Origin of the sequence: Martelella mediterranea (assembly GCF_021021415.1) — a bacterium.
GTDB classification, from domain to species: domain Bacteria; phylum Pseudomonadota; class Alphaproteobacteria; order Rhizobiales; family Rhizobiaceae; genus Martelella; species Martelella mediterranea_C.
The window spans coordinates 85,709-112,131 of record NZ_JAINWJ010000010.1; the positions used below are offsets into that span (position 1 = coordinate 85,709).

At 63.7% G+C, this 26,423-nt stretch carries 21 protein-coding genes and 3 pseudogenes; 22 read left to right on the forward strand and 2 right to left on the reverse strand.

Translation table 11 applies throughout. The features are described 5' to 3' along the window. The first annotated feature begins 198 nt into the window (after positions 1–198). The 6 genes from K7H91_RS08230 (at position 199) to K7H91_RS08255 (ending at position 8,160) form a co-directional block, all read left to right on the forward strand. Positions 199–711 (forward strand): hypothetical protein, encoded by a 513-nt coding sequence (locus tag K7H91_RS08230; protein WP_230719744.1) that lies wholly within the window; start codon positions 199–201, stop codon positions 709–711. 109 nt (positions 712–820) lie between these two features. Beyond that, on the forward strand, positions 821–1,810 hold the full coding sequence (locus K7H91_RS08235) for a sugar ABC transporter substrate-binding protein (RefSeq protein WP_230719745.1): 990 nt from the start codon (positions 821–823) through the stop codon (positions 1,808–1,810). Between the two features lie 93 nt (positions 1,811–1,903). Continuing rightward, positions 1,904–3,436 (forward strand): sugar ABC transporter ATP-binding protein, encoded by a 1,533-nt coding sequence (locus tag K7H91_RS08240; RefSeq protein ID WP_230719746.1) that lies wholly within the window; start codon positions 1,904–1,906, stop codon positions 3,434–3,436. Then, on the forward strand, positions 3,433–4,398 hold the full coding sequence (locus K7H91_RS08245; RefSeq protein WP_230719747.1) for an ABC transporter permease: 966 nt from the start codon (positions 3,433–3,435) through the stop codon (positions 4,396–4,398). Before K7H91_RS08240 ends, K7H91_RS08245 begins: the two co-directional genes overlap by 4 nt. 30 nt (positions 4,399–4,428) lie before the next feature. Continuing rightward, a complete protein-coding gene (locus K7H91_RS08250) occupies positions 4,429–6,498 on the forward strand; it encodes a hydantoinase/oxoprolinase family protein (protein ID WP_230719748.1) in 2,070 nt (689 codons plus the stop codon). A 3-nt stretch (positions 6,499–6,501) separates the two neighbouring features. After that, positions 6,502–8,160 carry a hydantoinase B/oxoprolinase family protein gene (locus tag K7H91_RS08255; RefSeq protein ID WP_230719749.1) on the forward strand — a complete coding sequence of 553 codons (1,659 nt, stop codon included), beginning with the start codon at positions 6,502–6,504 and terminating at the stop codon, positions 8,158–8,160. A 601-nt stretch (positions 8,161–8,761) separates the two neighbouring features. Here K7H91_RS08255 and K7H91_RS08260 read toward each other — a convergent pair. Then, positions 8,762–9,022 (reverse strand): annotated as a pseudogene (locus K7H91_RS08260) (IS21 family transposase); the annotation flags it as partial. Positions 9,023–9,439: 417 nt separating this feature from the next. Between K7H91_RS08260 and K7H91_RS08265 the strand changes: the two are divergent. From K7H91_RS08265 to K7H91_RS08305, 9 genes are all read left to right on the forward strand, one after another. Continuing rightward, positions 9,440–11,191 carry an ABC transporter permease gene (locus K7H91_RS08265; protein ID WP_419197462.1) on the forward strand — a complete coding sequence of 584 codons (1,752 nt, stop codon included), beginning with the start codon at positions 9,440–9,442 and terminating at the stop codon, positions 11,189–11,191. Positions 11,192–11,194: 3 nt separating this feature from the next. Further along, entirely contained in the window at positions 11,195–12,313 is a 1,119-nt protein-coding gene (locus K7H91_RS08270; RefSeq protein WP_230719751.1) for an ABC transporter ATP-binding protein, read from the forward strand. 28 nt (positions 12,314–12,341) lie between these two features. Then, on the forward strand, positions 12,342–13,463 hold the full coding sequence (locus tag K7H91_RS08275) for an ABC transporter substrate-binding protein (RefSeq protein WP_230719752.1): 1,122 nt from the start codon (positions 12,342–12,344) through the stop codon (positions 13,461–13,463). Positions 13,464–13,529: 66 nt separating this feature from the next. Beyond that, the gene (locus tag K7H91_RS08280; RefSeq protein ID WP_230719861.1) at positions 13,530–14,630 is read left to right on the forward strand and encodes an ABC transporter substrate-binding protein; all 1,101 of its coding nucleotides are present in this window, start codon (positions 13,530–13,532) and stop codon (positions 14,628–14,630) included. Between the two features lie 55 nt (positions 14,631–14,685). After that, complete coding sequence (locus K7H91_RS08285; protein ID WP_230719753.1) at positions 14,686–15,804, forward strand: ABC transporter substrate-binding protein; 1,119 nt, start codon at positions 14,686–14,688, stop codon at positions 15,802–15,804. A 67-nt stretch (positions 15,805–15,871) separates the two neighbouring features. Next, complete coding sequence (locus tag K7H91_RS08290) at positions 15,872–16,741, forward strand: inositol monophosphatase family protein (protein WP_230719754.1); 870 nt, start codon at positions 15,872–15,874, stop codon at positions 16,739–16,741. Positions 16,742–16,804: 63 nt separating this feature from the next. Next, entirely contained in the window at positions 16,805–17,650 is an 846-nt protein-coding gene (locus K7H91_RS08295; RefSeq protein ID WP_230719755.1) for an inositol monophosphatase family protein, read from the forward strand. Then, positions 17,647–18,294: a dual specificity protein phosphatase family protein gene (locus K7H91_RS08300; protein WP_230719756.1), complete on the forward strand. Its 648-nt coding sequence runs from the start codon at positions 17,647–17,649 to the stop codon at positions 18,292–18,294. The genes K7H91_RS08295 and K7H91_RS08300 overlap by 4 nt, the downstream gene beginning before the upstream one ends. After that, positions 18,291–19,868 (forward strand): metallophosphoesterase family protein, encoded by a 1,578-nt coding sequence (locus K7H91_RS08305; RefSeq protein WP_230719757.1) that lies wholly within the window; start codon positions 18,291–18,293, stop codon positions 19,866–19,868. Before K7H91_RS08300 ends, K7H91_RS08305 begins: the two co-directional genes overlap by 4 nt. Before the next feature lie 35 nt (positions 19,869–19,903). Here K7H91_RS08305 and K7H91_RS08310 read toward each other — a convergent pair whose 3' ends face one another. Continuing rightward, entirely contained in the window at positions 19,904–20,923 is a 1,020-nt protein-coding gene (locus tag K7H91_RS08310; protein WP_230719758.1) for a LacI family DNA-binding transcriptional regulator, read from the reverse strand. A 119-nt stretch (positions 20,924–21,042) separates the two neighbouring features. On the opposite strand from K7H91_RS08310, the gene K7H91_RS08315 reads away from it, so the two are divergent. The 7 genes and pseudogenes from K7H91_RS08315 to hutC all read left to right on the forward strand — a co-directional run bounded on the left by K7H91_RS08315 (position 21,043) and on the right by hutC (position 26,411). Then, a complete protein-coding gene (locus K7H91_RS08315; RefSeq protein WP_230719759.1) occupies positions 21,043–22,698 on the forward strand; it encodes a Na/Pi cotransporter family protein in 1,656 nt (551 codons plus the stop codon). Positions 22,699–22,866: 168 nt separating this feature from the next. Further along, a pseudogene (locus K7H91_RS25820) lies at positions 22,867–22,971 on the forward strand (hypothetical protein); the annotation flags it as partial. A gap of 45 nt (positions 22,972–23,016) precedes the next feature. After that, positions 23,017–23,343: pseudogene (locus tag K7H91_RS25825) on the forward strand (hypothetical protein); the annotation flags it as partial. A gap of 281 nt (positions 23,344–23,624) precedes the next feature. Then, the gene (locus tag K7H91_RS08330) at positions 23,625–24,473 is read left to right on the forward strand and encodes an enoyl-CoA hydratase/isomerase family protein (RefSeq protein ID WP_230719760.1); all 849 of its coding nucleotides are present in this window, start codon (positions 23,625–23,627) and stop codon (positions 24,471–24,473) included. Between the two features lie 136 nt (positions 24,474–24,609). Next, the gene (locus K7H91_RS08335; RefSeq protein WP_230719761.1) at positions 24,610–24,759 is read left to right on the forward strand and encodes a hypothetical protein; all 150 of its coding nucleotides are present in this window, start codon (positions 24,610–24,612) and stop codon (positions 24,757–24,759) included. A gap of 705 nt (positions 24,760–25,464) precedes the next feature. Next, a complete protein-coding gene (locus K7H91_RS08340) occupies positions 25,465–25,677 on the forward strand; it encodes a hypothetical protein (RefSeq protein WP_230719762.1) in 213 nt (70 codons plus the stop codon). A gap of 2 nt (positions 25,678–25,679) precedes the next feature. After that, positions 25,680–26,411: a histidine utilization repressor gene (gene hutC / locus K7H91_RS08345; protein WP_230719763.1), complete on the forward strand. Its 732-nt coding sequence runs from the start codon at positions 25,680–25,682 to the stop codon at positions 26,409–26,411. Positions 26,412–26,423 lie beyond the last annotated feature (12 nt).

Here is a 26,423-nt window from a genome sequence, read left to right on the forward strand (position 1 = left end):
AAATTTTTTTTGTCGACATAACAAATTTTCGGCATTAGTGTGACGACCTGTTCCACGATGATTGCCACCTGAAACGGACAGCGCCAACATGAAACCCGCCCGCATGAAAATCGCTCTGATCGCGCTTGCATCGGTCAAGTCTCCGCGCGGCGGCAGCGGGCCGGAGCGCTGTGGGCTCGCCATGAAGGGAGAAAGCTGATGCCGTGCGATACGGCAGAGATCTTTCGCCTTGCGGCGGAGCCGGACGCGGCGCGGCGGGTCTTTGCCTATCTGCTCGACGGCCTGAACGAAGATGTCGGCAAGGGCCTGACCACCGCCTCAATCTACGATCTCCCGCGCATGCGTTCGCGCCGGGTATTTTCCGAGGATGTCGAGGCTTATGAGCCCGGCGGCTTCAAACCGCTTGAGCGCAATCGCTATTTCGAGACGGTGATTGCCGGCAACCGGCATTTCAGCACCACCAGCATCGATGAGATCGCCGAGGTTTTCTTCGACTGGGAAAAGATCCGCGATCTCGGCTTCGAATCCAACATGAACCTTCCGGCGGTCGCCGGCGGGCGCGTGATCGGAACGGTCAACATGCTGGGCCCGAAGGGCCATTTCACGCCAGAAACCGTCGCCCGGGCCCTCGCCTGGCAGCCGGCGGTGACCATGGCATTCCTTCTTTTGCATCTTGAAGACATCGAGACGGCCACATTTCACCCGGCATGACGGAAACAACCCGACCAAGGATGTCCAAGGGACCGGAGAGTCCCACTAAATGGCCCTCAAAGGGCCGCATAATCAAAATGAAAATATCTCAACCCGGAGAAACCGACCCATGAAAACAGCACTCACAGCAGCAATCCTCGCCTCGGCGCTTGCCGCGCCGCTGGCCGCCGAGGCCGAGGATTTCAACATCGCCTTCCTTGCCGCCTCGTCGCAGAACGGCTTCAACCAGGCGATCTATGATGGCATCAAGGAAGCCGCGTCCGGCTACGACAATGTCAGCACCCAGATTTTCGACGGCGAGTTTTCCGCCACCGCGCAGTTCTCGCAGGTCGAGGACATCGTCGCCGGCGGCAAGTTCGACGCCATCATCATCACGCCCAACGATACGGTCGGCATCGCAACAGCGCTGGAAGACGCGGTAAAGGCTGGCGTCAAGGTCGGCACGACGCTGTTTCCCGTCGGCCCCGAACTGACGGAAATGGAACCCCAGGTGCCGGGCCTCACCGTCACCGTCGCCTCCGATCCCGTCGTCGGCGCCACCGCCCAGGCCAATGCGGTGGTCGATTACTGCGCCGACAAGGATCCGTGCAAGGTCGTGGTCCTGATCGGCCAGCTCGTCTTCCCCTTCGACAATGTGCGCAACGACACCTACAAGACAATCCTCGGCGAGCATGACAATATCGAGATCGTCGCCACCGGCGAGGGCAATTACTCGCCCCAGGATTCGATGATTGCCATGCAGGACATCCTGCAGGCCAATCGCGATATCGACGTCGTGCTCTCCAATGCCGACCAGCATCTGATGGGCGCCGAAGTCGCGATTGCCGATGCCGGTCTCGACATCACGCAGATCTACACGCTGGGCGGCGGGCTGAACCAGATCGCCGTCGACGCGATCAAGGCCGGCAGCTGGAGCGGCACGCTGGCGCAGTTCCCGAAATCCATGGGCGCGGCCGCGCTCGACGCCATGGTCGATACGCTCAACGGCGAAACCGTTCCGACCTGGATCGATGAATATTCGCTGCGCGAAACGCCGAAGATCATCACCCAGGAATGGCTGGACGAGAATCCGGACTTCGAACCGGAATGGCAGGGCTGATCCAGATATTCCCGGCGCGCATCTAACGCGCCGGAACCCGGCTTCACACGGCGCGCCGGCAAGGCTGGCGCGCCGAAGATGAAAAGGAAAGCCATGACCGATATCGCCATCCGGCTTCGGGGCGTCGCCAAGAGTTTTGGCGGCATGCGCATCCTGAATGACATCAATATCGACATTGAAAAAGGTTCGGTTCACGCGCTTGTCGGTGAAAACGGCGCCGGCAAGTCGTCGGTCGGCAAGATCATCGGCGGCTATTATTCGGCGGATGAAGGCGTCGTCGAGGTGTTCGGCGAGGCCGTCACCCGGTTTTCGCCGCGCGACGCCCTTGGCCGCGGCATTGCCATGATCCATCAGGAGCTTCAGCTCGTCCCGGAACTGACGGTTCTCGAAAACGTGTTTCTGGGGCTGGAAAGCAATACCGCGGGCTTCCTGCGCAAGGGCGATCTCGCCCGCTTCCACGCGCTTGAGGAGACCTGCGATTTCGGCCTCAACCCGCATACCCGGATCGCCGACATGCGGATCGCCGAGCGCCAGAAGGTCGAGATCATGCGCGCGATCGCCCGTGAGGCGCGGGTGATCATCATGGACGAGCCGACCTCGTCGCTGACCGAAGACGAGGCCGAGCGCCTGCACCAGTTGATCGCCCGGCTGAAAGCGCGCGACGTCACCGTGATCTATGTCAGCCATTTTCTCGATCATATCCTCGCCAATTGCGACCGGGTCACGATCATGCGCGACGGCAAGGTGATCCGCACCGACGCCATTGCCGGCGAGACCAAGAACAGCCTCGTCGATTCCATGCTGGGCGAGGCCTCTGAAATCAGCTGGCCCACCCTGCCGCCGCGCCCGTCCGAACAGGCGGCGCCGGTCGTAGAGATGGAGAATGTCGTTACGAGCACCGGCCTTTCCGATATCACCCTGAAGATTTTCCCCGGCGAGATCGTCGGGCTGATCGGCCTTGTCGGTTCCGGCCGCTCGGAGGTCGCGCGCGCGCTGTTCGGCGCCGATCCGATCGTCTCCGGTCGCTACGCCATAGGAGGCGTCGCGCAGAATCGCCGGCTTAAGGTGCCGCGCGCCATTGCCCAGGGCATTGCCTTTGTGCCCGAGGACCGGCGCAAGCAGGGCCTGGTACTCACCCAGACGACCCGTCCCAACATTTCGCTCGCCTCGCTCGGCAGCATCTCGCGTCACGGCTTCATCAATCACGGGCTGGAGCGCAGCCGGGCGCGCAAGATGATCGACCATTTCGGCATCGTCCCCTCCGCAACGGACGGCGAGGTCGCCTTTTACTCCGGCGGCAACCAGCAGAAGGTGCTGCTGTCGAAATGGGCGGTGGAAAAGCCGCGCCTGCTGATCCTCGATGAACCGAGCCGCGGCGTCGATATCGGCGCCCGGCAGAGCATCCACGAATTCATCATTGAAATGGCTGAGAACGGCGTGGCCGTGCTTCTGATCTCCTCGGAACTCGAGGAGGTCATCAACCTTTCCCATCGCGGCTATCTGATGAGCGACGGCCGCATCTTCGCGGAGACCGACTGCCGGGACACCACGGTCGACGAGGCACTGCACCGCATCTTTGAAGAACAAGGCGCCGTCTCCCGCGGCAAGGAGGTCACCCAACCATGAGCGACGTTCAGACACCTGCCCGGCGTTTTTCCATCACGCCCGGCGATTTCGCACGCGAATACGGCGTTCTCACCATCATCGTCATTTTGATGATCGGGCTCAGCCTGATTTCCGACAGTTTCCTGACGGCTCGCAACCTGCTCAACATCGTCAACCAGTCGGCGCCGCTGGCGATCATCGCCTGCGCGCTCACGCTGGTCATCATCGGCGGCGGGTTCGACCTGTCGACGGGGGCGATCTTTGGCGTGTCCTCGGTCGCGGCCGGCTGGATCGCCGTTCATGTCGATCCTTATACGGCCATTATCGCCGGACCATTGATCGGTTTTGCGCTCGGTACGCTGAACGGCGCGATCATCACCGGTTTCGGCGTGCACTCCTTCCTCGTCACGCTCGCCACCAGTCTCGTCTATCGCGGCATCGCCATCCTGATCACTGGCGGCGCGCTGATCCCGGTCCGGATCGCCGAATTTTCCTGGATCGGCCGTGGCCGCATCGGCATGGTCAATATCGCCGTGATCGTGCTGATCATCTTTATGGTGATCTTCATGGTGCTGCTGAACCGGACCACATTCGGACGCCGCGTCTTCGCCGTCGGCGGCAATGAAGAGGCCGCGATCCTGTCGGGCATCCGCACCAATCTGATCAAGATCGTCACTTTCTCGCTGTCGGGCATGGCCGCCGGTCTTGCCGGCGTCATCGCGGTGTCGCGCATCTCCATGGCCTCCCCGCAGGCCGGCATCGGCATGGAGTTCGAGGCGATCGCGGCGGTGATCCTCGGCGGAACGTCGATCATGGGCGGTTCGGGCGCGATCTGGCGCTCGGTCGCGGGCGTGCTGTTGATGGCGCTGATCGGCAACGGTTTCAACATTCTCAACGTGAACCCCTTCTTCAAGGACCTCACCACCGGCGTGATCATCGTGGTCGCGGTCGCGCTTGCCGCATCGGGCCGGCGCAGCCGTTGATATTCCTCACGCATTGAACAGAGACTTTCCATGACTGACAAAATCACGCGCGTCTCGACCGATGTCGGCGGCACCTTCACCGACCTCGTTTATTTCGAGACCGACCTTGAAACCGGCGTTCAGACCGTGCGCACGGAAAAATCCGACACCACGCCGCCGGATTTCGAAAAGGGCGTTCTCAACGTTCTGGAAAAGGCGAAGGTCGATGTCGGCTCGGTCGATTTCTTCGCCCACGGCACCACCGTCGTCATCAACGCGCTGACCGAGCGCAAGGGCGCGAAGGTCGGGCTGATCACCACCAAGGGGTTTCGCGATTCCATCGAGATCGGTCGCGGCAACCGGCCGGACTTCTTCAATCTCAGATACAAGAAGCCGGCACCCTTCGTGGAGCGTTACCTGCGCCGCGAGATCGTCGAGCGGATGGATTATCACGGCAACGAGGTCACGCCGCTGGACCTCGCCTCGCTCGACGAAACGCTGGAGCTGTTCCGCGCCGAAGGCATTGAGGCGATCGCGATCAGCCTGCTGCATGCCTATGCCAACCCCGAACACGAAATCCGCCTGAAGGCCGAGGTCGAGGCGCGCTGGCCCGAGGTGACGGTGGTCGCATCGCACCAGATCACCCGCGAATGGCGCGAATATGAGCGCACCAACACCGCCATCCTTTCGGCCTATGTTCAGCCCAAGGCCCAGCGTTATCTGGAGAAGCTGGAGGCCGGTTTGACCGGGAAGGGCTATTCCGGCCAGCTTTTCATCATGCAATCGAATTGCGGCGTCGATTCCCTCGATGCCATCAAGGCCGTGCCGATCACCATGGTCGAAAGCGGCCCGGCCTCCGGCTTCTGGGGCGCGGCCGAGCTCGGCCGGATCATCGGCGAGCCGAACATCCTGGCGCTCGACATCGGCGGCACCACCGCCAAATGCTCGCTGATCGAAAACAACCAGGTGACGATCAAGACCGATTACTGGATCGAGCGCGACGGCAAATCGGCGGGTTACCCGATCATGGTGCCGGTGGTCGATCTCGTCGAGATCGGCAATGGCGGCGGGTCGATCGCCTGGGTCGACGATTTCGGCAAGCTGCATGTCGGCCCGCATTCGGCCGGCTCCACGCCCGGCCCCGCCTCATACGGACGTGGCGGCGAGGACGCGACCACCACGGACGCCAATCTCGCACTTGGCCGGATCAACAAGGACTATTTCTGCGGTGGCTCCGTCGAGGCGGATATCCCGGCGCTGGAAAACGCGCTTGGAAAGCTAGCCGAGCGCATGGGCAATTCGCCCGAGGACGTTGCGCGTGGCATCATCCGAATTGCAAATTCCAACATGGTCAACGCGCTGAAGCTGGTCTCCGTCAATCGTGGCTACGACCCGCGCGACTTCACCCTGGTGGTGTTCGGCGGCGGCGGGCCGATGCACGGCGTGGCGCTTGGCCAGGAACTGGGCGTGAAGAAGGTGGTCGTACCGCGCGGCGCGCCGGTGTTCTCCGCCTGGGGCATGATGATGTCGGACCTGCGCCGCGACTATTTCGTCACCCGCCTGATGGATAGCGCCGACCGCGAGGGCCTCGATGCCCTGCTTTCCCACACGATGGAGCGGGCGCGCGCCGAATATGCCCGCGAGGGTTTCGGCCCCGAAAAAGTTTCGCTGAAGCCGATGGTGCGCTGCCGCTACCAGAACCAGGAATTCGCCGTCGAGGTGCCGGTGCCCGCCGGCCCCGTGACCGATGAAACCCTGTCGAAGATGGTCGCGGAATTCCACGAGATCTATGAGCGCGAATATACCTATCGCCTTGCCGCCGGCGTCGAGGTTATCGGCCTGCATCTGGTCGCCGCCGCCGAGGTTGGCAAGCTCGAACTGGTGGCGCTGCCGAAAACCGGCGCAAAACTGGAGGACGCGGTGAAGGGCAGGCGCATGGTCGACTACGCCACCGAGGGCCGGCATGAGGCCACCATCTATGACAGCACGAAATTCGAGCCGGGCATGCGGTTTACCGGCCCCGCGGTAATCGAGGATCCGGGCACGACCATCGTTGTCCATCCCGGTAACCGCGTCTTCATCGACGATTTCGGCAACACGCATATCGAGACGAGGGGCTGAACCATGACCGACAAGACCTTTGATCCCGTCACCTTCGACATCATCCAGAACGCGCTGGAAGCGATCGCCGACGAGATGTTCTATGCACAAGTAAAGACCTCGATGAGCGCGATCATCTACGAGGTGCTCGACCTCTCCACCTCGATCCTCAACCCGAAAGGCGAGATCGCCGCGTCGGGCGCAGGCATCCCGGCCTTCATCGGCGTACTGGACAAGGCGATCGCGGGCATTCTCGCCAAGTTCCCGCTCGAGGACATTCGCGAGGGCGATGTGTTCGCCTCAAACGACCCCTATTTCGGCGGCGTCACACACCTCAACGACATGGTGCTGGCAGCGCCTGTCTTCCATGACGGCGTGATGGTCGCCTGGGTCGCCAATATCGCCCACTGGAACGATGTCGGCGGCAATGTGCCCGGTTCGATGTCGGCTGAGGCCACGGAAATCTTCCAGGAAGGCATTCGCATTCCGGCGGTGAAACTGTTCACTGCGGGCGTCGAGAATTCCGCCGTCTTCGATATCATGAAGATCAATTCCCGCCTGCCGGATTACCTGAACGGCGATCTGTGGGCCGCGATCGCGGGTCTGCGCATCGGCGAGCGCCGGGTGCTGGAACTGGTCGCGAAATACGGCGCGGACACGTTCGCCGCGGCCGTGACCGACTATATGGACCTCGGCGAACGCCGCGCCCGGGCTGCACTCGCGAACATTCCCGAGGGCACTTACAGCTTTGCCGAGGAGCAGGACAGCGGCGTGGTCCACAAGGTCACGCTGACGGTCACCGCCGACGAATTCATCGTCGACCTCACCGACAACCCGGCCCAGTCCGGTTCGCTCAACTGCTCGCGCGAGGGCACGGAGATCGCCGTGCAGCTCGCCTTCAAGGATTTCACCGATGCCGACGCACCCGGCAATGGCGGCTTTTTCCGGCCGCTCAAGGTGGTGACCAAGCCCGGCACAATCTATCATGTCGAGGCCCCCGGCGCGCTCGGCTATTATGCCGAGGTCGAGATCCGGCTGTTCGACATGCTGCTGCGGGCGATGGCGGAGCATTTTCCGGGCTCCGTGCCGGCCGGCAATTTCGCCTCGATCTGCGGCACCAATATCGGCGGTCCGCATCCCGATACCGGCCGCCACTACACTATCGTCGAGCCGCAGGTCGGCGGCTGGGGCGCGTGGGAAGGCTCCGACGGCGTGTCGGGCCAGTTCTCCGGCTTCCACGGCGAGACCTTCAACTGCCCGGCCGAGGTCGCCGAGGCCCGCTACGGGCTGGGGATCGAGCAGGTGGCGCTGAATTCCGAACCTGGTGGCGAGGGCCAGTGGCGCGGCGGCAAGGGCATCGAGGTGCATTACCGGGTCCGCGCCGACAACAACTTCCTCTCGGTCGGCTACACCCGCTCGCGCATGCCGCCCTGGGGCGCTTCCGGCGGGCTGGACGGCTCGGTCAACTACGTCGAGGTGATGCGCCGTGACGGGACCCGCGACCGCCATGCCTTCACCACCAATCTCACGGTCAACGAAGGCGACATCATCCGCGTCGTCACCGGCAATGGCGGCGGGTACGGCGATCCGCGTGAGCGCAGCCGCGCCGATATCGAGCGTGACCTGAAGAATGACTACCTCACGCCCGAACGCGCCAAGGAAATCTACGGCTACGACGCCTGACCGACCGGGCGGTGTACGCCTGCCATCCCGCGCCATTGTGGCAAGGGATGGTGCGGCTTGGACAGAGCTGCTGTCTTGCGCGGCTCCGGCATCCCTTCGATCGGGTCTCTTGTATTAGCATGCCGGGCATCTTCGAGACGCGTCATGCGAGCATTGTCGCGCCTTCGGTGGCAAGACGCCAATGAGATCGAGAGGACGAACGTCGCAGTCTCTCTGCTGGGTCTTGTTTTGCCGCTAAGGCCATTGCAGCTGTGCATTTTGAAGGCGAACTCCTTTGGAATCCTGGCTGCAAGTATTATGGCCTCGCTTCGAGGAGTGTGTCGGCCGCCGCGTCGGAGAGGGAACAGGCCGCATACATTTCTTCGGCGCGGACGGCGGACACGTCAGCGGCCCTCGAACTGGCCGGGTCGCACCTGGCCAGCGCCTCAAGGAGGTCGAGTTCGAGTGCCGGAAGTCTAATCTGCCGCACCTGCGACAGAGTGACCGTGATCGCTTGGAAATCGTAGCTGCCATTTTGAAGCAGCGACGCCAACACGGGCGAGAATCGCGATGAGCGCATCGTTCCGAACGGAATCGTTCCCGATCTCCTGGCCGATGCGCGGGTCTTGTAGCGAACGAGAGACTGTGCCGTGACCCTGGCACTAGCCTGATCGCAGGCGTCAAAGGGTGAGACTGGTAAGGACTGCATGGCAGCCAGATCGCGCTGCAGCCGTTCACCGATCGTCTCGCTCTCACCGCGCAGCCTGTCTCCATGGCGCTTGCGGCACTGTTCTTCCAGAAAGGCATTGAAAGCATCCCAGGTCGCAAACTGCGGGATGGGCACCATGACGTTACGCCGGGCATAGCCCATGTGGCCCTCGACGAGGCAGTAGTGACCATAGACCTTATAATGCACATATGTGCATATTATCTCCAAAAATTATTCTTGTTTTATAAAATAGTATTTTAAATCAAAAAGTTATGACGATATAGAAGATGCACACAAGTGCTATATCTATCTTTTTCTCTTTGACATCGCCCGTTATTGCTGCGAATGTGAGGCCCAAATTGTCGGGTAGCAGCCGCATGGCTTTCAGGGATGCAAGGGAGTGCATCGAATTAGAACGGTCAGATGGCCTGCTCGATCCGTCATGCTTGGGAGGAAATAGATGAAACAAAACCTTTTGCCGCACACACTTGCGCATGCGAGGTTTGCTCGATGAGCCACGCCGCAGAACCCGTAGGCCGGCCGGTCAAAACGAGTTGGGTGACGAGGCTGAAATACCGCACCCGGATCGCGATGCGGGAGCCGACCACGGTGATCGGCCTGCTGATGGCGGCCCTGTTCACCTATCTGATCGTCGTTCCGATCATCTCGATCCTGCTCGACGCCGTGCAGACGCAGTTCGGCGATGCGCGTCGCACCGGAACCGCCGTCGGCGAGTGGACCTCCTACTACCTGCACAGGACATTCTTCTCCCCTGTCGCCCGCGACATGTTCTGGGAGCCGTTGCGCAACACGCTCAGCGTCGCCTTCGGCGCGATCATCGTATCGGTAATCGTCGGCGGCATCCTCGCCTGGCTGATCAGCCGCACCGACATGTTCGCAAGGCGCTGGTTCGCGACCGCGCTGATCGTGCCCTACATGCTGCCGGCCTGGACCTTCGCGCTGGCCTGGACCACGCTGTTCAAGAACCGCACGGTCGGCGGCCAGCAGGGCTGGGTCGAGGCGATGGGTTTCTCGCCGCCGGACTGGCTGGCCTATGGCCAGGTGCCGATCACCATCATTCTGGCGCTGCATTATACGCCCTTCATCATCCTGCTGTTCGGCAGCGCGCTGCGCCGCTTCGACAGCCAGCTCGAGGACAGCGCGCGCATGCTCGGCGCCAGCCGCGGCCGGATCGCCTGGTCGATCGTGCTGCCGCTGATGAAACCGGCGCTGATCTCGGCGATCGTGCTGATCTTCGCAAAATGCCTCGGCGAGTTCGGCGTCGCCTATGTGCTGGGCCTGCCGGTGAAGTTCGACGTGCTCGCCACCTCGCTCTACCGCAACCTCGGCTCGCGCCAGACCGGCGTTGCCGGCGTTCTCGCCGCATCGATCATGATCCTCGGCATCATGACGCTGCTGATCGACGCCTATCTGATCCGCGAGGCGCGCCGGTTCGTCACCGTCGGCTCCAAGGGGTCGATGAACCGGCTGAGCCGGCTGCGCGGCCTGCGGCTGCCGGCAACCGGCTTCGCCGCCTTCATCTTCCTGATCAGCGTCGGCCTGCCGGTCCTGACCCTGTTCCTGTCCACCGTCATGCACGTTCCGGCGCGCTTTACCTGGGACAATTTCACGCTGGATTACTGGCTCGGCACCAATCTGGACACGGTCGCGCTGCAGCAGGGCATCCTGTTGACGCCGGAGCTCTGGAGCGCTGCCTGGAACACACTTTGGATCGTCGGCTCGGCCTCGGTCGTGTCGGGCCTGCTTGGCCTGTTGGTCGGCTATGCCGTGGTGCGCACGCCGCTGCGCCCGCTCGGCACTTTCCTCAGGCAGGTGACCTTCTTCCCCTATCTGGTGCCGGGCATCGCGTTTGCCGCCGCCTATCTGTCGCTGTTTGCCGTGCAGCGCGGCCCGATACCGGCGCTTTACGGCACGATGGCGATCCTGATCCTCGCGCTGATCGCCGATCAGATGCCCTATGCCTCGCGCGCCGGCATCTCGGCGATGATGCAGCTCGGCAAGGAGCCGGAGGAGGCCGCGCAGGTCGCGGGATCGGGCTGGTTCCACCGGATGACCCGCATCGTGGTGCCGATCCAGAAGGGATCGCTGGTCACCGGCGTGCTGCTGCCGTTCATCTCGGGCATCAAGGGCCTCAGCCTGTTCGTGGTGCTGGCCGTCCCTTCCACCGACGTGCTGACGACCTATTCGCTGCGGCTCGTCGACTACAACTACACCCAGGCCGCCAATGCGGTGGTCCTGATCGTCGCGGGGCTCGCCTATTTCGGCACGCTCGCGGCACAGAAACTCACCAAGACAAATCTCGCCGAAGGCCTGGGAGGATAAGCCATGCCGGGAATTACGCTGAAGAACATCAAGAAGAGTTACGGCGCCTATGAGGCGATCCACAAGCTGGACCTTTCGGTGGCGGACGGAGAGTTCCTCTGCCTGCTCGGCCCCTCGGGCTGCGGCAAGACCACGACGCTCAGAATGATCGCGGGTCTGGAGAACCTGTCCAGCGGCGAACTTGCCGTGGGCGACCGCGTGGTCGACTGCCCCGAAACCGCCACCTTCGTCGCGCCCGAAAAGCGCGGCATGGGCCTGGTGTTCCAGAGCTACGCGCTGTGGCCGCACCTGACCATCGAGCAGAATGTCGAGTTTGGCCTCAAGCTGCGCAAAGTGGCCAAGGCCGAGCGCCAGAAACGCACCGCCGAGGTGATGGAGGCGCTCGGCATCGGCAAATACGGCAAACGCTACCCCTCGCAGCTTTCGGGCGGCCAGCAGCAGCGCGTGGCGCTCGCCCGCATGCTGGCGGTGAACCCGAGCGTGCTGCTTCTCGATGAACCGCTGTCGAACCTCGACGCCCGCCTGCGTCTTGAAATGCGGGCGGAACTGAAACGCATCCACACCCAGTTCTCGACCACCATCGTGTTCGTCACCCACGACCAGTGGGAGGCGATGACGCTTGCCGACACGATCGCGGTGATGAACGAGGGCACGCTGCAGCAACTCGGCACGCCCGACGACATATACGAGCGGCCCGCCAACCGCTTCGTCGCGGAATTCGTCGGCTCGCCGCCGATCAACATCCTCGATTTCGAGCGCAAGGATGAACTGGTCCAGACCGTGATGCGCTTTCTTGCCAGGCGCCATCCGGAGATTTCGGGCATCGGCTCCGTCGGCATCCGTCCCGAGGCGATTTCGCTGGTCGCCGGCAAGGACGACCTCGCCGACAGCGATTTCGGCGCGCCGGCGCGGGTGGCCGCGATCCTGCCCACCGGCGGAAGCTGGATCATCGAGCTCGAGACCGGCAACGAGGTGATCTTCATGAACACGCATGTGGCGCCCACCGTGCGCGAGGGCGACCGGATGTATTTCCGCGTTCCGGCGCGCGCGCTCAACGTCTTCGACGCCAAGGGCGACCGCATCCGCGCGGCGGACGAAGTTCTGGCCGCGGCCGCCGCTTAAACCACTGTTTCAAAGGGAGGAGAAACATTTGACCATCAAACTGAAAACCGCCACCGCGCTCGCGACGTTGGCCATCGGGGTCGCGCTTGGCGGCGCGGCTGAGGCCCAGGAGAGCGAGTTCAATCTCGACGCGCTTGTCGAGGCCGCACGGGCCGAGCCGCCGATCACCGTCTATGCGGTCACCGGCAAGATCGTGCGCACCGCCGAGGCCTTCACCGCGCTCTACGGCGTGGAGGCCACCGGCAAGAAGGTGAACGAGGCCGACCAGATCGACCTGATGATCCGCGAATATCAGGCCGGCAACATCGTCGGCGATCTGAGCGTGGCCGCCGATGTCGGCTCGATCATGGCGCAGCTGATCCCGGAAGGGATCGTCACAAGCTGGCTGCCGCCGGACCTTGCGGGCAACATTCCAGAAGGCCAGCAGGACCCGCTGGTCGTGGTCTCGGACCCGCATGTCTGGGCCTATTCAACGGAGGCTTATGACACCTGCCCGGTCGACAACATCTGGGCCCTGACCGAGCCGGAATGGCACGGCAAGGTCGCCATGCTCGACCCGCTGGTGAAACCCAATTACGCCGACTGGTTCAACCAGCTCGAAACCCATCACGACGACGCCATGGCGGAAGCCTACGAGGCCCATTTCGGCAAACCGATCGATCGGTCGGAGGAAAGCGCAACCCAACAATGGGTGCGGATGTATGGCGAGAACGCGCCGCTTCTTGGCGACAGCACCTCGGTGGCCGAAGCCGTGGGCGCGGTCGGGCAGGCAGAACCGTTCTTCGGCATCATGTCCACAGCCAAGTTCCGCTCCAATGAGAGCGGCGAAACCGCGCTCGGCATCTGCGGCGGCATGCAGCCCTTTGCCGGCTGGCTCTATCCGGGTCTCGCCGTGATGGCTTCCGGCACCGACAGCCCGAACGCGGCGAAGCTCTTCGTCCACTACCTGCTCAGCGAAGAGGGCATCGCGCCGATGTCGGTCGACGGCAAGGTCTCGTCCAACGCCGCCGTGCCGGCCAATCCGGATGAAGTATCGGGCGTGGCCGACTACATGGACGAACTGATGGTCTACGACACCGCCACCGCGGCGGAAGACTTCGACAAGCGCCAGGACTGGCAGGATTTCTGGCGCATTCACTACAGCCGATAAATGCCGGCCCGCCGGAGGAGCGGGCCGCAACCATTTCAACGGGAGGAGAGGAAAGACATGAGACTGATGATGTTGAAAGCCACCGGCGCGCTCGCCCTTTGCCTGATGGCGACAGGCGTTCAGGCCGAGGAATTCGATCTCGACGTGCTGATCGAGGCGGCGAAGGGAGAGCCGCAACTGACCGTGTTCGACAGCACCGGCAAGATCGTGACCATGGCGGAGAATTTTTCCGCGAAATACGGCGTCGACGCGGTCGGCCAGAAGGTCAAGGCCCACGCCCAGCTCGAGATGATGGCGCGCGAGGCGATGGCCGGAAACGTGCAGGGCGACGTCTCGATCATCTCGGACGCGCCGGCGGCGATCGCCGAGCTTCTGCCGAACGACTTCGCCGTCAGCTGGGTGCCGCCGGACCTCGCCGACGTGATCGAGGCGCGTTACCAGGACCCGCTGGTCGTGGTCACCATGGCCAATGTCTGGACCTATAATACCGAGCTCTATGATACCTGCCCGGTCTCGAATGTCTGGGAACTGACCCAGCCGGAATGGCACGGCAAGGTCGCCATGCAGGACCCGCTGAACAAGTCGGTTTACACCGACTGGTTCAACCAGATGGAATCCCATGGCAATGACGCGCTCGCCGCCGCCTATGAGGACTTCTTCGGCAAGCCGCTTGACACGTCCGAGCAGAGCGCGACGGAACAATGGGTCGCCATGCTTGCGGCCAATGCGCCGCTTCTGGGCAGCTCTGACAGCAACGCGGCAGAAGCCGTGGGCGCGCCGGGCCAGAAGGAAGGCTTCATGGGCCTGATGAGTTCGGCCAAGTACCGCGACAATGCGGACTCGGACTACAAGTTAGGCCTTTGCGAGGGCATTGAGCCCTGGCTCGGTTTCACCAATGCCGGCGTCGGCCTGATCGCCACCGGTACCGACAGCCCGAACGCGGCCAAGCTTTTCATCCACTACGTGATGACCGCGGAAGGCATCGCTCCGCAGGCCGATGACGGCAAGAAATCCGCCAACACCGAGGTCAGCCTTCCTGAGGACGAGCCGTCCGGCATCGGCGCCGCCTGGGACCAGCTGCTGACCTACGACCTTTCCACCGCCATCGATGACTATGACACGCGGCAGGATTGGCAGGATTTCTGGCGCCTGAACTACGAGCGGTGAACGTTCTGGCCGGGCGGACCAACCGCCCGGCCATCTCAAGGGGAGGAGACCCGAAATGAAGAGATTGACGCAGATGCAAACAAGCATGTCAGCCCTGGCCCTCGTCGCCGCGTTAGCGACGCCGGCCCTTGCACAGGATTTCAACCTCGATGCGCTGGTCGAGGCGGCAAAGGGAGAGCCGCAGCTCACCGTCTATGACAGCACCGGCAAGATCGTGGAGATGGTAGAGGCCTTTTCCGACAAATACGGCATCGATGCCATCGGCCAGAAGGTCAGCGCGACCTCGCAGCTCGAAATGGTGATCCGGGAATCGCAGGCCGGCAATGTGCAGGGCGATGTGCTGATGATCACCGACGCGCCCGCAGCGCTTGCCCAGCTTATTCCCGAGGACTTCGTCTACAGCTACCTGCCGCCTGACATGGCCGACGTGATCCCGGCAAGCTATCAGGATCCGCTGACGGCGACCACCAACGCCAACGTCTTCGCCTATAACACCGAGGTCTATGATGCCTGCCCGGTGGACAATATCTGGGCGTTGACCGATCCGGAATGGAACCGGCGCTTCGCCATGATCGACCCCTTGTCGAAGTCGAGCTACACCGACTGGTTCAGCCAGATGGAAAGCCATCACGACAACGAGATCCGCGCCGCCTACGAGGCACACTACGGCAAGCCGCTCGAAACCGAGTTCGACAGCGCCACCAAGGCCTGGGTCGCGGCCATCGGGGCGAACGCGCCGCTGGTGACCGAGGGCGACGACAACACCTCCGCCGCCGTCGGCGCGCCCGGCCAGAAGGAGCCGTTCTTCGGGCTGATGTCGTCCGCCAAGTTCCGCGATATCGAGGACAAGGGCCACAAGATGGCGATCTGCGACACGCTGGAGCCCTGGGTTGGCTGGACCTACTCGAAGCTGGCGCTGATCGCGACCGGCACGGACAGCCCGAACGCAGCCAAGCTGTTCGTCCATTACGTCCTGACGGAAGAAGGCATCGCGCCGCAGATGGTTGACGGCAAGGTGCCGACCAACACCACGATCGCCATGCCCTCCGACGAGCCATCCGGCATTGTCGATCTCTGGGACAATTTGCAGGCCTATGATTCCACAACCGGCCTGGAAGACTGGGACACCCGCCAGGACTGGCAGGATTTCTGGCGCATCCACTACAGCCGCTGACCTCCCGAGCCGCGAAACCCCGGGCCTCGAAAGGGCCCGGGGACAGGACAATGAAGGACAAACCCCAATGACCGCCATCGCCGATCCCGCGATCCCCTCCCCCGCCCGCCTGCGCGAGGTCGCCGAGGCCGTGGCGCGCGCGGCCGGAACACCGTTGACCCAGGTGTTTCGCGCCGACATGGCCGTGGACTACAAGGTCGACCTGCACGATCCGGTGACGGTGCATGACAAGCGCACCGAGGCAACAATCCGCGAGCATCTTCTGGCCGAAGTCCCGCAGTCGGCCATTGTCGGCGAGGAAGGCGGCGAGATCGGCAAGGGGCCGGTCAAATGGTTCGTCGATCCGATCGACGGCACCTCGAATTTCGCCGCAGGGCTTGCCTTCTGGTGCGTCTCGATCGGGGCCGTGGTCGATGGCCGGATCGTCGCCGGCGCTGTCTATGACCCGATGTCAGACACGATGTTTTCCGCAGACAGCGACGGCGCCTTTGTCAACGGCGCGCCGCTCAGTTGCCCGCAAGCCCGCGACGAGGCGCGGGCGACGCTGATTACCGGCTATCCGGTCCAGCGCGACTTCCGCCTTGAAGGCCGCGAGGCGGCATTGGCCGGGCTCGGCGACCTCATCTCCGCCTTCTCCTGCCTGCGCCGCCCGGGCAGCGCGGCGCTCAGCCTTTGCCATGTCGCGGCCGGCTGGGCGGATGCAGCAGCCGGTTTCGGCGTCAACGCCTGGGACGTCACCGCCGCGATCCTGATCCTGGAGCGCGCTGGCGGCATCTACCGCCCGCTGACGCTGGGCAAGCAGCCGGACGGCGCGCCGGCGCATCATTGCCCGGGCTACGTCGCCCACGGCCCCGGCGGCCGGTTTCCGACGCTCGACCGGGTCGCAGACGCCATCGATTTCCGCCGCCGCGCCAGCGCGCTCGCCCCCGCCCTATGAGGGGCCAGCACATACCGAAACACTGGCGCCCGCGCGCCGCTTCTTGAACGGAGTTACTCCTGCATGAACCAAGCAGCCAAACCCGCAGACCAGCAGATCATCGATCGCGCCGAGCTGTGCCTTTCCATTGCCCAAAGCGCGGGCCGGATCGCGCTCGACGGTTTCCGCCGCCGCGAATCCGAAGAGATCGCGATGAAGGGATCGCAGGACTTCCTGACCGAGACCGACGCCGCCGTTGAAGCCCACCTGAAGGCACGGCTCGCGGAAGCCTTGCCGGATGACGAATTCCTCGGCGAGGAAACCGGCGGCGCGGTCTCCGGCCGCTCGGTCTGGGTCGTCGATCCGATCGACGGCACCGCCAATTTCGCCCGCGGCATCCCGCATTTCTGCATTTCGATCGCCTATGTGCGTGACGGCATCACCGAGATCGGCGCGATCTACGCTCCGGCGACGAAGGAACTGTGGTTTGCTCGGCGCGGCGCGGGCGCGACCTGCAACGACCGGCCGATCCATGTCGCCGGAACCCGCAGCTTCTCCGCCGCCTGCCTGGAGCTCGGCTGGAGCAACCGCCGCCCGCAGAAGGATTATCTGACTGTCATGAACCGCTTGCTCGACTACGGCGCGAATGTCCGCCGCGCCGCCTCCGGCGCGCTGGGGCTGGCCTATGTTGCCGATGGCCGCTCGGACGGTTATGCCGAACTGCACATGAATGCCTGGGATTGCCTCGCCGGCCTGCTTCTGGTCGAAGAGGCCGGAGGCCGCGTCAGCGACCTGCCGGCAGATGGCCTCGGCCAGGGCGGGCCCGTGCTGGCCGTCGTGCCGGCGCTGGCCTCGGAAGTCAGCGCCGCGACCGGCATTCCGCTGGCGTCGCTTTCCAATGAAACAGATCGCGCAAGGATGATCGCATGAACCACGCCAGCCCGATGCCCAAGTCGCCCCGCTATGACCGTCCCGAAATCAGCCTGATCGAGGAGCGGCTGGAGCCCTATGGCATCGCCGTCTATGTCGGCGGCCGCGAAGGCATGTCGAACCTGCCGCTGCTGCGCAAACATAACATCACCACCGTGGTGAACTGCGCCGTCAATCTCGACATCAACGTCGTCGACGCCCCTGATCCGGAGGTGGAAGAAGGCCATCTGACCTATGGCCACGGCGCCTACCGCTACTACAAGCTCGGCCTTGTCGATGGCGCCGGCAATGCCGAAACCATGATCCTTGCCGGCTACTACCAGTTGCTCGGGGCACTGTCGCAGATCCTGCCGAACCGGGCCTCCTATCCGCTGCGCGAACGCGGCAACCTTTTGGTGAACTGCCGCGGCGGGCGCAGCCGCTCGGTGGCGCTGGTGGCGCTGCTGCTGCACAAGCAGATGCCCGACCGCTACCCCACGCTGGAAGTCGCGCTCGACCATGTCCGTACAAGGCGCGAACTGCGCCCCGACGAATGGTTCGAGGCGCCGAAGCCGATGCTGGTCGAGGCGACGCGCAAGGCTTCCGCCTGGATCGACCGGATCGACCATCGCGATCCTGAACAAGCGGACAAGGAGCCGCGATGATCCGCATCGCCGTCCTCGCCGATCCGCATCTGCATGACGTCCGCTTCGGCAGCGCCGCCGCCGAAGCGCCGTTCGTGCGCTCGCTTGCCGACAGCCTGCACTCCACGCGCGTCTTCAATGAAAGCGAGGCGGCGTTTCGCGCGGCGCTCGATGCCGTGGCCGCCGAGGGGATCAGGCTCTGCATCATCGCCGGCGATCTGACGGATGACGGCCAGCCCGCCAACTGGCAGGCCGTCTCGGACCTTCTGGCAGACTACAGCCGGCGTCACGGCATCCGCTTCTTCGCCACGCCCGGAAACCACGACCAGTGGTCGATGACCGGCAAGCCGCTGGCGAAGAATTTCGTCGACCCGGTCGGAAATGTCGAAGCGTACGCTGCCCCGGGGGCTGCGCCCGGAAAGGAAACGCGTTCCTGCCCCGGCATGCGCATGGTCGGTTACGACGAGACCCTGCCCTATGCCGGCCAGTTCGGCTATCGCCCCCAGCCGTCAGACCTCTACTGGGAAACGCCCTTCGGCGCATCGCCCGACATGGCGGATCGCAGGGCGCGGACCGCCGTTGAAGGCGGCGAGAGCGCCCTTATCAGCGACATGTCCTATCTGGTCGAGCCGGTCGAGGGGCTGTGGCTGCTTTCCATCGACGCCAATGTCTATCTGCCGAATGCGGATGGCGGCTATGACGACTGCAGCAAGGAGGGCTGGAACGCGACGGTGCGGCACAAGCCCTACCTGCTCGCCTGGATGCGCGACGTCGCGCGCCGGGCCGAGGCCAAAAACAAGCGGCTCATAGCCTTTTCGCACTACCCCGTCGCGGATATCTTTCGCGGGCTGACGGCGGCGCTCGAAACCCTGCCCGGCTCGCGCGCCGGCGCGCGCCGGATGCCGACGCCCGATGTCGCCGCCGCCATAGCAGCCACCGGCATTCCGCTCCACTTCAGCGGCCACTGGCATGTGGAAGCCACCGCCGCCGAAGCCGGGCTTGTGAACGTCTCCGTTCCCTCGACGGTCGCCTATCCGGCCGGCTGGAAGTGCCTCGAGATCGGCTCCGAGGGCATGGACATATCGGACCGCGCCGTTTGCGACGCCCCCGGTTTCGACGCCTGGTTCGCCCGCTATGTCGCCGAGGCCGACCGCACGGGACAGGACGGTTCTGTCCTGGCTGTCGCGAATTACCGGCAGTTCCTCAATCGTCACTTCCGCGCCGTTGTCGCCCGCCGACTGCCCGAGGACTGGCCGCCCCGCATGCAGGCCATGGTGAAGACCGCGCGCCTCTCCGAAATTGCCGACCTTCTGTCGCTCCCGCAAATCGGGCTCCCCGACATTGCCCTCGCCGATATCCTCGTCGATTGGTACCGCCTGCGCGAGGCCGGTGGAGGTGCTGCGGCCGGCGTCTCGAAAGAGCGCCGCGCGCTTTATGCCGAACTTGCGCGAAACTGCGCCGGGATGGATTTTCCGGAAGGCTCAGACGCCGCGATCCTCGCCGTTTTCCTGCGCACGCTCGGCCTACTTCTGACCGGAAATGACGCGAAAAGGACGGCGCTCGACCGGCTAAGGGAGGCCTTCGTGCCGTGCTAGAGCGACTACGCCTATGCGTTAACGGCGCCCTCGCTCTATCCCATGCGCACCGTCTTGCGCCAGACCGGCAGGGCCTCGAAAGCGGAATCGCTGCCGCTGGTATCAGACGTCAGGATCTCGGCAATGCGCGCCACCATCTCGTCCATGGGCTGGCGGAACGTGGTGAGTTCATAGCCCGACCAGCGCGCCTGCGGCACGTCGTCGAACCCGATCACGCAAAGATCGCGCGGGATTTCGACGCCGAATATGGTGCGGGCGGCATCGATGAAGCCGAAGGCCAGCAGGTCGGTCACGCAGAACACGCCGTCGGGCGGGTTGGACCGCCCGAGCAGCACGCGCGCGGCCTCCTGCCCGGTGTCATAGCTGGTGGGCCCGACCCGGACGACATCGATCTCGACGCCGATCTCGGCGGCAGCGGCGGCAAAGGCGCTTTCGCGCGTGGTCATGGACGAGGTGCGCGCCTGCGAGGACACACAGGCCAGACGCGTACAGCCCGCCCGCCTGAGCAACGCCAGGGCCTCCCGACACGCCGTGGCGTTATCGATGCGGATGCGCTCGGCGCCCTCGGCATCGTCATCGCGGTTGACCAGCACCACGCGCTGCCCGTTCGAAAGGCAGCTCTGCACCAGTTTCGCCGGCGGCGACCCGCTGAGCACGACCGAAGCCTCTGCACGGAAGTGCAAACTTTGCCTCAGCGCCTGGCTGACGCTATCATCGTCGCCGGCGGTATTGATCATCATCGCCACCTTGCCGTGAAGCTGAAGCTGGCGGGTGACCTTGTCGATCATCGCACTATGATAAGGCTGACCGACATCGGCTGCGATCAGGCACACGATCCGGGAGGGCTCGCCGACCAGACCACGCGCAAGGAGATTAGCATGATAGCCCAGTTCCTCCGCCGCTTTCAGCACCTTGCGCCGCGTGGCCGGGGCCACGCTGCCTGCGCCGGAAAAGGTGCGCGACACGGCCGAGCGGGAGACCCCGGCGCGTTCCGCCACCTCGTTGGCGCTGACGTAGGAAACCCTGTCCGCGCGCGGCGTCGTCGATCCAGTCATGCACAACCTTTGAAAATATCTGCACTCATGTTCATTCATTACCGTAATGCCTTGCCCCGCGCCGCTCAAGCAAAAGCTGAGAAAGGCGCGCCGCCCGCGAAATGGCGGGGAGGCGCGGCATGAACTCGACCATCCAGCTCATCGATCTTCTCGGCGCAGGCGCGCTGGTTCTGTGGGCACTCCGCATGATCAAGTCGGGCATCCTGTCGGGCTTCGGCGCCTCGCTCCGGCAGGGCATCGCGAAGGGCACCGGCAACAGGGTTTTCGCGGCGATCTCCGGCATGCTCGTCACCATCGCGGTGCAATCCTCGACCGCGACCGCGGTGATTGCCGGCTCCTTCGTGTCACGCAACATCATTGCGCCCCGCATGGCGCAGGCGGTGCTATTGGGCGCCAATCTCGGCACCGCGCTCACCGCCGCGATCCTGGTGCGCGATCTGCACTGGCTGGCCCCGGCGCTCATTCTCTGCGGCGTCGTGACCCATGGCCGCAGCCGGCTGGCGCGCGGGCGCGGCATCGGCAAGGCGTTGATCGGCCTCGGCCTGATGCTGCTGGCGCTGGAACTGCTCGGCGCCGCGACGGAACCGCTGCGCGAGGCGGAGGTGACCGGCGCGATCCTGTCCGCGCTCGATCAGGGGCTGATCTTCGGCCTGTTGCTTGCCGCCGTGCTCGCCTTCGCCTCGTCCTCCAGCCTTGCCGTCGTGCTGTTCATTTCGATGCTCGCCCAGAGCGGCGCGGTCACGCCCGCGCTGGTGCTGGTGCTGGTGGCAGGCGCCAATCTCGGCGGCGCGGTGCCGCCGTGCCTCGCGGTTGCCGGCGATGGACCCAAGGCGCGCCGGCTTGTGCGCGGCAATCTGGCGGTGCGCGGCATCGGCGCGCTGCTGGTGCTGGCGACCGCCGGCATTGCCGGACCATATCTCGCCAACCTGATGCCGCCGGACGCCCGGCTTGCCATTGCCACGCATCTGGCCTTCAACGCCATTCTTCTGGCGCTGTTCCTGCCGCTGCTCGGCCCGCTCGACCGCCTCTGCCACCTGCTATGGCCCGATCCCGCCACGGAGCGGGGCGAGATCTCCTATCTGGATGACGCGGCGCTTGAAACCCCTGCTCTCGCCCTCGGCGGCGCGGCACGCGAAGTGCTGCGCATCGGGGACAAGGTGGCGCTGATGATGGAGCTGAACCTGCGCTCGCTGCTGGTGGACGACCCTGATGCCGGGCGCGACATCTCCAAGCTCGACGACCGGGTCGACGCCGCGCTCACCGACCTGAAGCTCTATTTCGCCCGCCTCGGCCGCACCGAGCTCAGCAAGGACGAGAACGCCCGCATGCGCGAAATCCTGTCCTACGCCATCAATCTGGAGCATATCGGCGATATCATCGACCGGGACCTTTCGGAAATGGCGCGCAAGAAGACCGACCGGCAGGTGAAATTCTCCACCGCCGGCGAGGAGGAGATCGGCGAGCTCTACCGCCAGACGCTGCTGAACCTCGAACTGGCGCAATCGGTGTTTCTCAGCCGCGACGTGAACCTCGCCCGCCGCCTGACCGCCGAAAAGGTGCATGTCCGCCAGATCGAGGAACGCTCGCAGAAGAAACATATCGAGCGCCTGCAGGATGGACGGCCGGAAACGCTCGGCTCCTCCACGCTCCATCTCGACATCCTGCGCGACCTGAAACGCATCAATGCCCACATCGCGGCCGTGTCCTATCCCATCCTGTCCGAAGCCGGTGAATTGTCGGCCAGCCGCGTGACCTCGCTGCAGGATGCGAGCTAACACTACTTTGGCAGAAATATATTTTTTGGAATCCCCGTGACGCTGATTGCGTGATTCATGGGGAGCCAGCTTTGACGGAGGCTGGCGATGGACGAGGACTGGCATGCGGATCTTGAGCGGTGGCTGGCGCCGTAACTGGAGGATCTGGGCAACAAAACGCGTCGTCGGATGTGCCCGGCCTATATCGCAGGCCTGATCGGGCCAGGTGATCGCAAGAGCATCCAGCCCATGGAGGCTCGCTCGGACGCGATACCCGATGACCGGCTGCATCATTTCATCGGGGCGGGCCTGTGGGACAGTCGCCCGCTGGAAGCAAACTTGTGGAAGCTCGCTGGCGCGATCAAGGCGCGCTGGATTTGCGAACAGGCCCATCAGCAACTCAAGGAAGACCTTGAACTCGATCACTTCGAGCGGCGATTCTGGACTGGATTTTACCGCCATGCCTTGATGTCGACGATGGCCTACGCCTTCCTGCAATCCCGAAGGCTTGCTCAGGCGGGCGGAAAAGGAGACTTCGGCCCTCCTCCTCAACACAACCTGCCAGCAGCGCGCCACGCGATCCTTGCCCGCCTGGCGCGCTCACCGACGGGACATTGCCCTCACTGTCGATGCAGGCTCACCAAACTTCTGCCAAAGGAGTGCTAAGCCAGAAAGCGGTCCTCAGGCCCGAAAAGAGAATGCCTCGCTGACAGGGGGCGTTCGCCTGCATTCATGGCGCGGCCCGTAATGTCCACGCAATTCTTCCGTTCCATCGTTGCTCGCGAACCACCCGCCGCAGCCCGCGGCGGCGTCAAAAAGAGAGCAAACTTTATGAGAACCGACAATCGCACATCATGGGCAGGAGGCCGGTCGGCTTCGCCGATAGCCAAGAACCTCGCGCTCATCTCAATCGCACCTTCCGCTACCCGTTACCGGAGGCTGTCCTCATGACCTGGGATCCGAGCGCGGAATGGAAGGGCTATGCCGCACCAACATCGTTCGATGACTACGCGAAGCGTTATGAGAGTTTTTTCAGGATGCGGCGCGAGGGCGGCATCATCGAGCTACGCATGCACACCGACGACGGCCCCTACAAACATACCCATGCCGCCCACAACGCATGGGCCCGCGTCTGGCAGGATGTCGGCAATGATCCCGAGAACCAGGTGCTGATCCTGACCGGCACAGGGGACAAGTGGATGATGGGCGATCCGAAAGGGCTCAATCCGAAACCGGCGGCGGAGCTGGACCCGGACCATATCTTCCAGCGGATGATGGACGGGTGGAAGCACATCGAAAGCTTCATCTACGGCATCGACATGCCCACCATTGCAGCCGTCAACGGTCCCGGCGTCCATACGGAATTCGCGCTTTTGTCCGACGTCACTTTTTCAGCGCCGGACGCGGATTTCATGGACCCCCACTTCTGGCTGGGAAGCCCTCCGGGCGACGGGCAAGGCATGGCGCTGCAAGCCCTGATGGGCCCAAAACGCGCCGCCTACTATATCTACGCGGCCAAGTCCATTCCCGCGCCAATGGCCCTCGAACGCGGTCTCGTCAACGAGATTTTTCCGCGTGAAGAGCTTCTCGATAGGGCCTGGGATCTGGCCCGCTACATGATGAAAAGACCGCGCTACACGCGCTGGGCGACCCACAACATCCTGTCGCGACACTGGAAGAAGGCGATCTCCGAAGATTTCGGCTTCCACATGGCGCACCAGATGCTGGCAAATGTGGCGAGCAAATCGGTTGTACCGGACCCGGCGCTGCTGGCCGATCCCCGCAACCCCTTTTAACCAGACATCGGGTTGTCCTGCCGAGCAGCCGAAGCCGCCCGCTTTGATTGCTCGGCAGGGCGCACCTCTTTTCGGAGTGAGCATGATTGACGATCACGTAGGTCCCGTCACCGTGCAAAGACGCGGACCATTCCCATTGACACGCCGCGCACTGCTCGCTGCCTCATTGGCGACAATTGCCGCCGCCCCGGTCTCGAAAGCCTTTGGCGGTAGCGCGCGGCCCTTGGCGGAGCAGACCGACCCCGAATGCGCCTACCCGTATGCCTATGTCTATGTCCTGGAGTAGCCGGGAATGAGCATCATCGGTCCCTGCCGATCCCAGGTGCGCGGAATGGCACGAGACATCCAATGGAATGCAACTTTTCCGCTCGCAGGGGGCGGATGGGGCTTCCTGACCAGCATTTGGCCAGACAACCGCAGAGGAAATCAGGTGCATCGGCTTATCACTCGATGCAGACCGTCGGCGCGTTGCCGGATGCATGAGCAGCTCATCCGCATCGTAACGCATTCCACCGCCTGCTGGCTTTCGCCCAAGCTGCTGACCTCGCAAGGGCGCGGGGTCGCCAAGTCCTGGATCTGGCAGGCAACACGAGCGCCGCTCTCACCGGGGTGGAATCTTCTCCCTCGGGATGAACCAACGGCTCGGGATTGCGACTGCTTTGCTTGGCGGTTCGCGCATTCTCGCCCTTGAGGGAACCGCTCGACGGGCTTGCCCCGGAAGGAATCCGCTGGATGCGGGCCTTGTTTCGAACTCTGGTGAATGACGGACGTACCAGCCTGTTTTCGAGCCACCTGATGTCCGGGTCCGATCCGCCACCCCGGCGATCTCGTATCGACTGAGTCTATTGATTTCGCCGATTTTGGCTGTCGCGGCTTGGCTGCGGTTGCCGCACCGCTTGCATGTGGTATCGAAGTTGGTAATGCCGATTCATGGTGCTATGAAGGATTGCAGATAGCACGCTGCTTGATAGAGCGCGGTAACGGAGACCCGATGAAGCCGTCTGAGATCATCAATCCTAAGCCACGCCTGAGCATAGCATACCTTCTGGTTTCTCGCATTGCTCGACAGTGTACGATCCACGCCGGGCGGCTGGAAGAGATTTTTCTTGCCCCTTTGCCGCTGGTCTGCCGTTTGAGGCGTTCCAGGATGCAGCTCGCCGAGGAAATCCGCGCCGAGGTGATTGCTGCGGCGAGCCGGGGCTGAGAATGGGCGAGGATAGTCGTCCGCTGGCGCTGCATGCCCGTATCGAGCGGGAGGTGGAGGATCGCATTCTCTCCGGCGAGTGGCCGCCCGGCACCCGTATCCCGTTCGAGCATGAACTGACGGCGCATTACGGCTGCTCGCGCATGACGGTCAACAAGGCGCTGTCGCAGCTCGTGAAAAAGGGCCTGATCGAGCGCCGGCGCAAATCGGGCTCCTATGTGCGTCAGCCGGAAGTGCTCTCCGCCGTCATGGAGATCCACCAGCTCGAGCGCGAGGTGCGCGCACTTGGCCTTGCCTATGCCTTTCGGCTGATCGAGGCCACGGAGCGCAGCGCCGGCGAGGCCGATCGCAAGCGGCTCCTGCTGTCCGCTCCGGCGGCGGTGATGCATATACGCGGCATCCACAGCGCCGGCAGCCGCCCCTTCTGCCTGGAAGATCGGCTGATCAGCCTTGCGGAAGTGCCGCAGGCGCGGGAGGCGGATTTTTCGAAGTATCCGCCAGGCTCCTGGCTCCTGGAACAGGTGCCGTGGAGCGCCGCCGAACATCGCATCAACGCCGTCGCCGCGGGGCGCGCCGAGGCCGAGCTGCTCGATCTGCGCGAGGGCGCGCCCTGCCTGGTGATTGCCCGGCGGACATGGAATGCCAGCGGGTCGATCACCCAGGTCAATCTTACCTATCCCGGCGATATGCACACGCTCGTCGCCGAGTTTTCGCCGTCGGGCCGGGCGGGGTAAAACCAGTGGGGA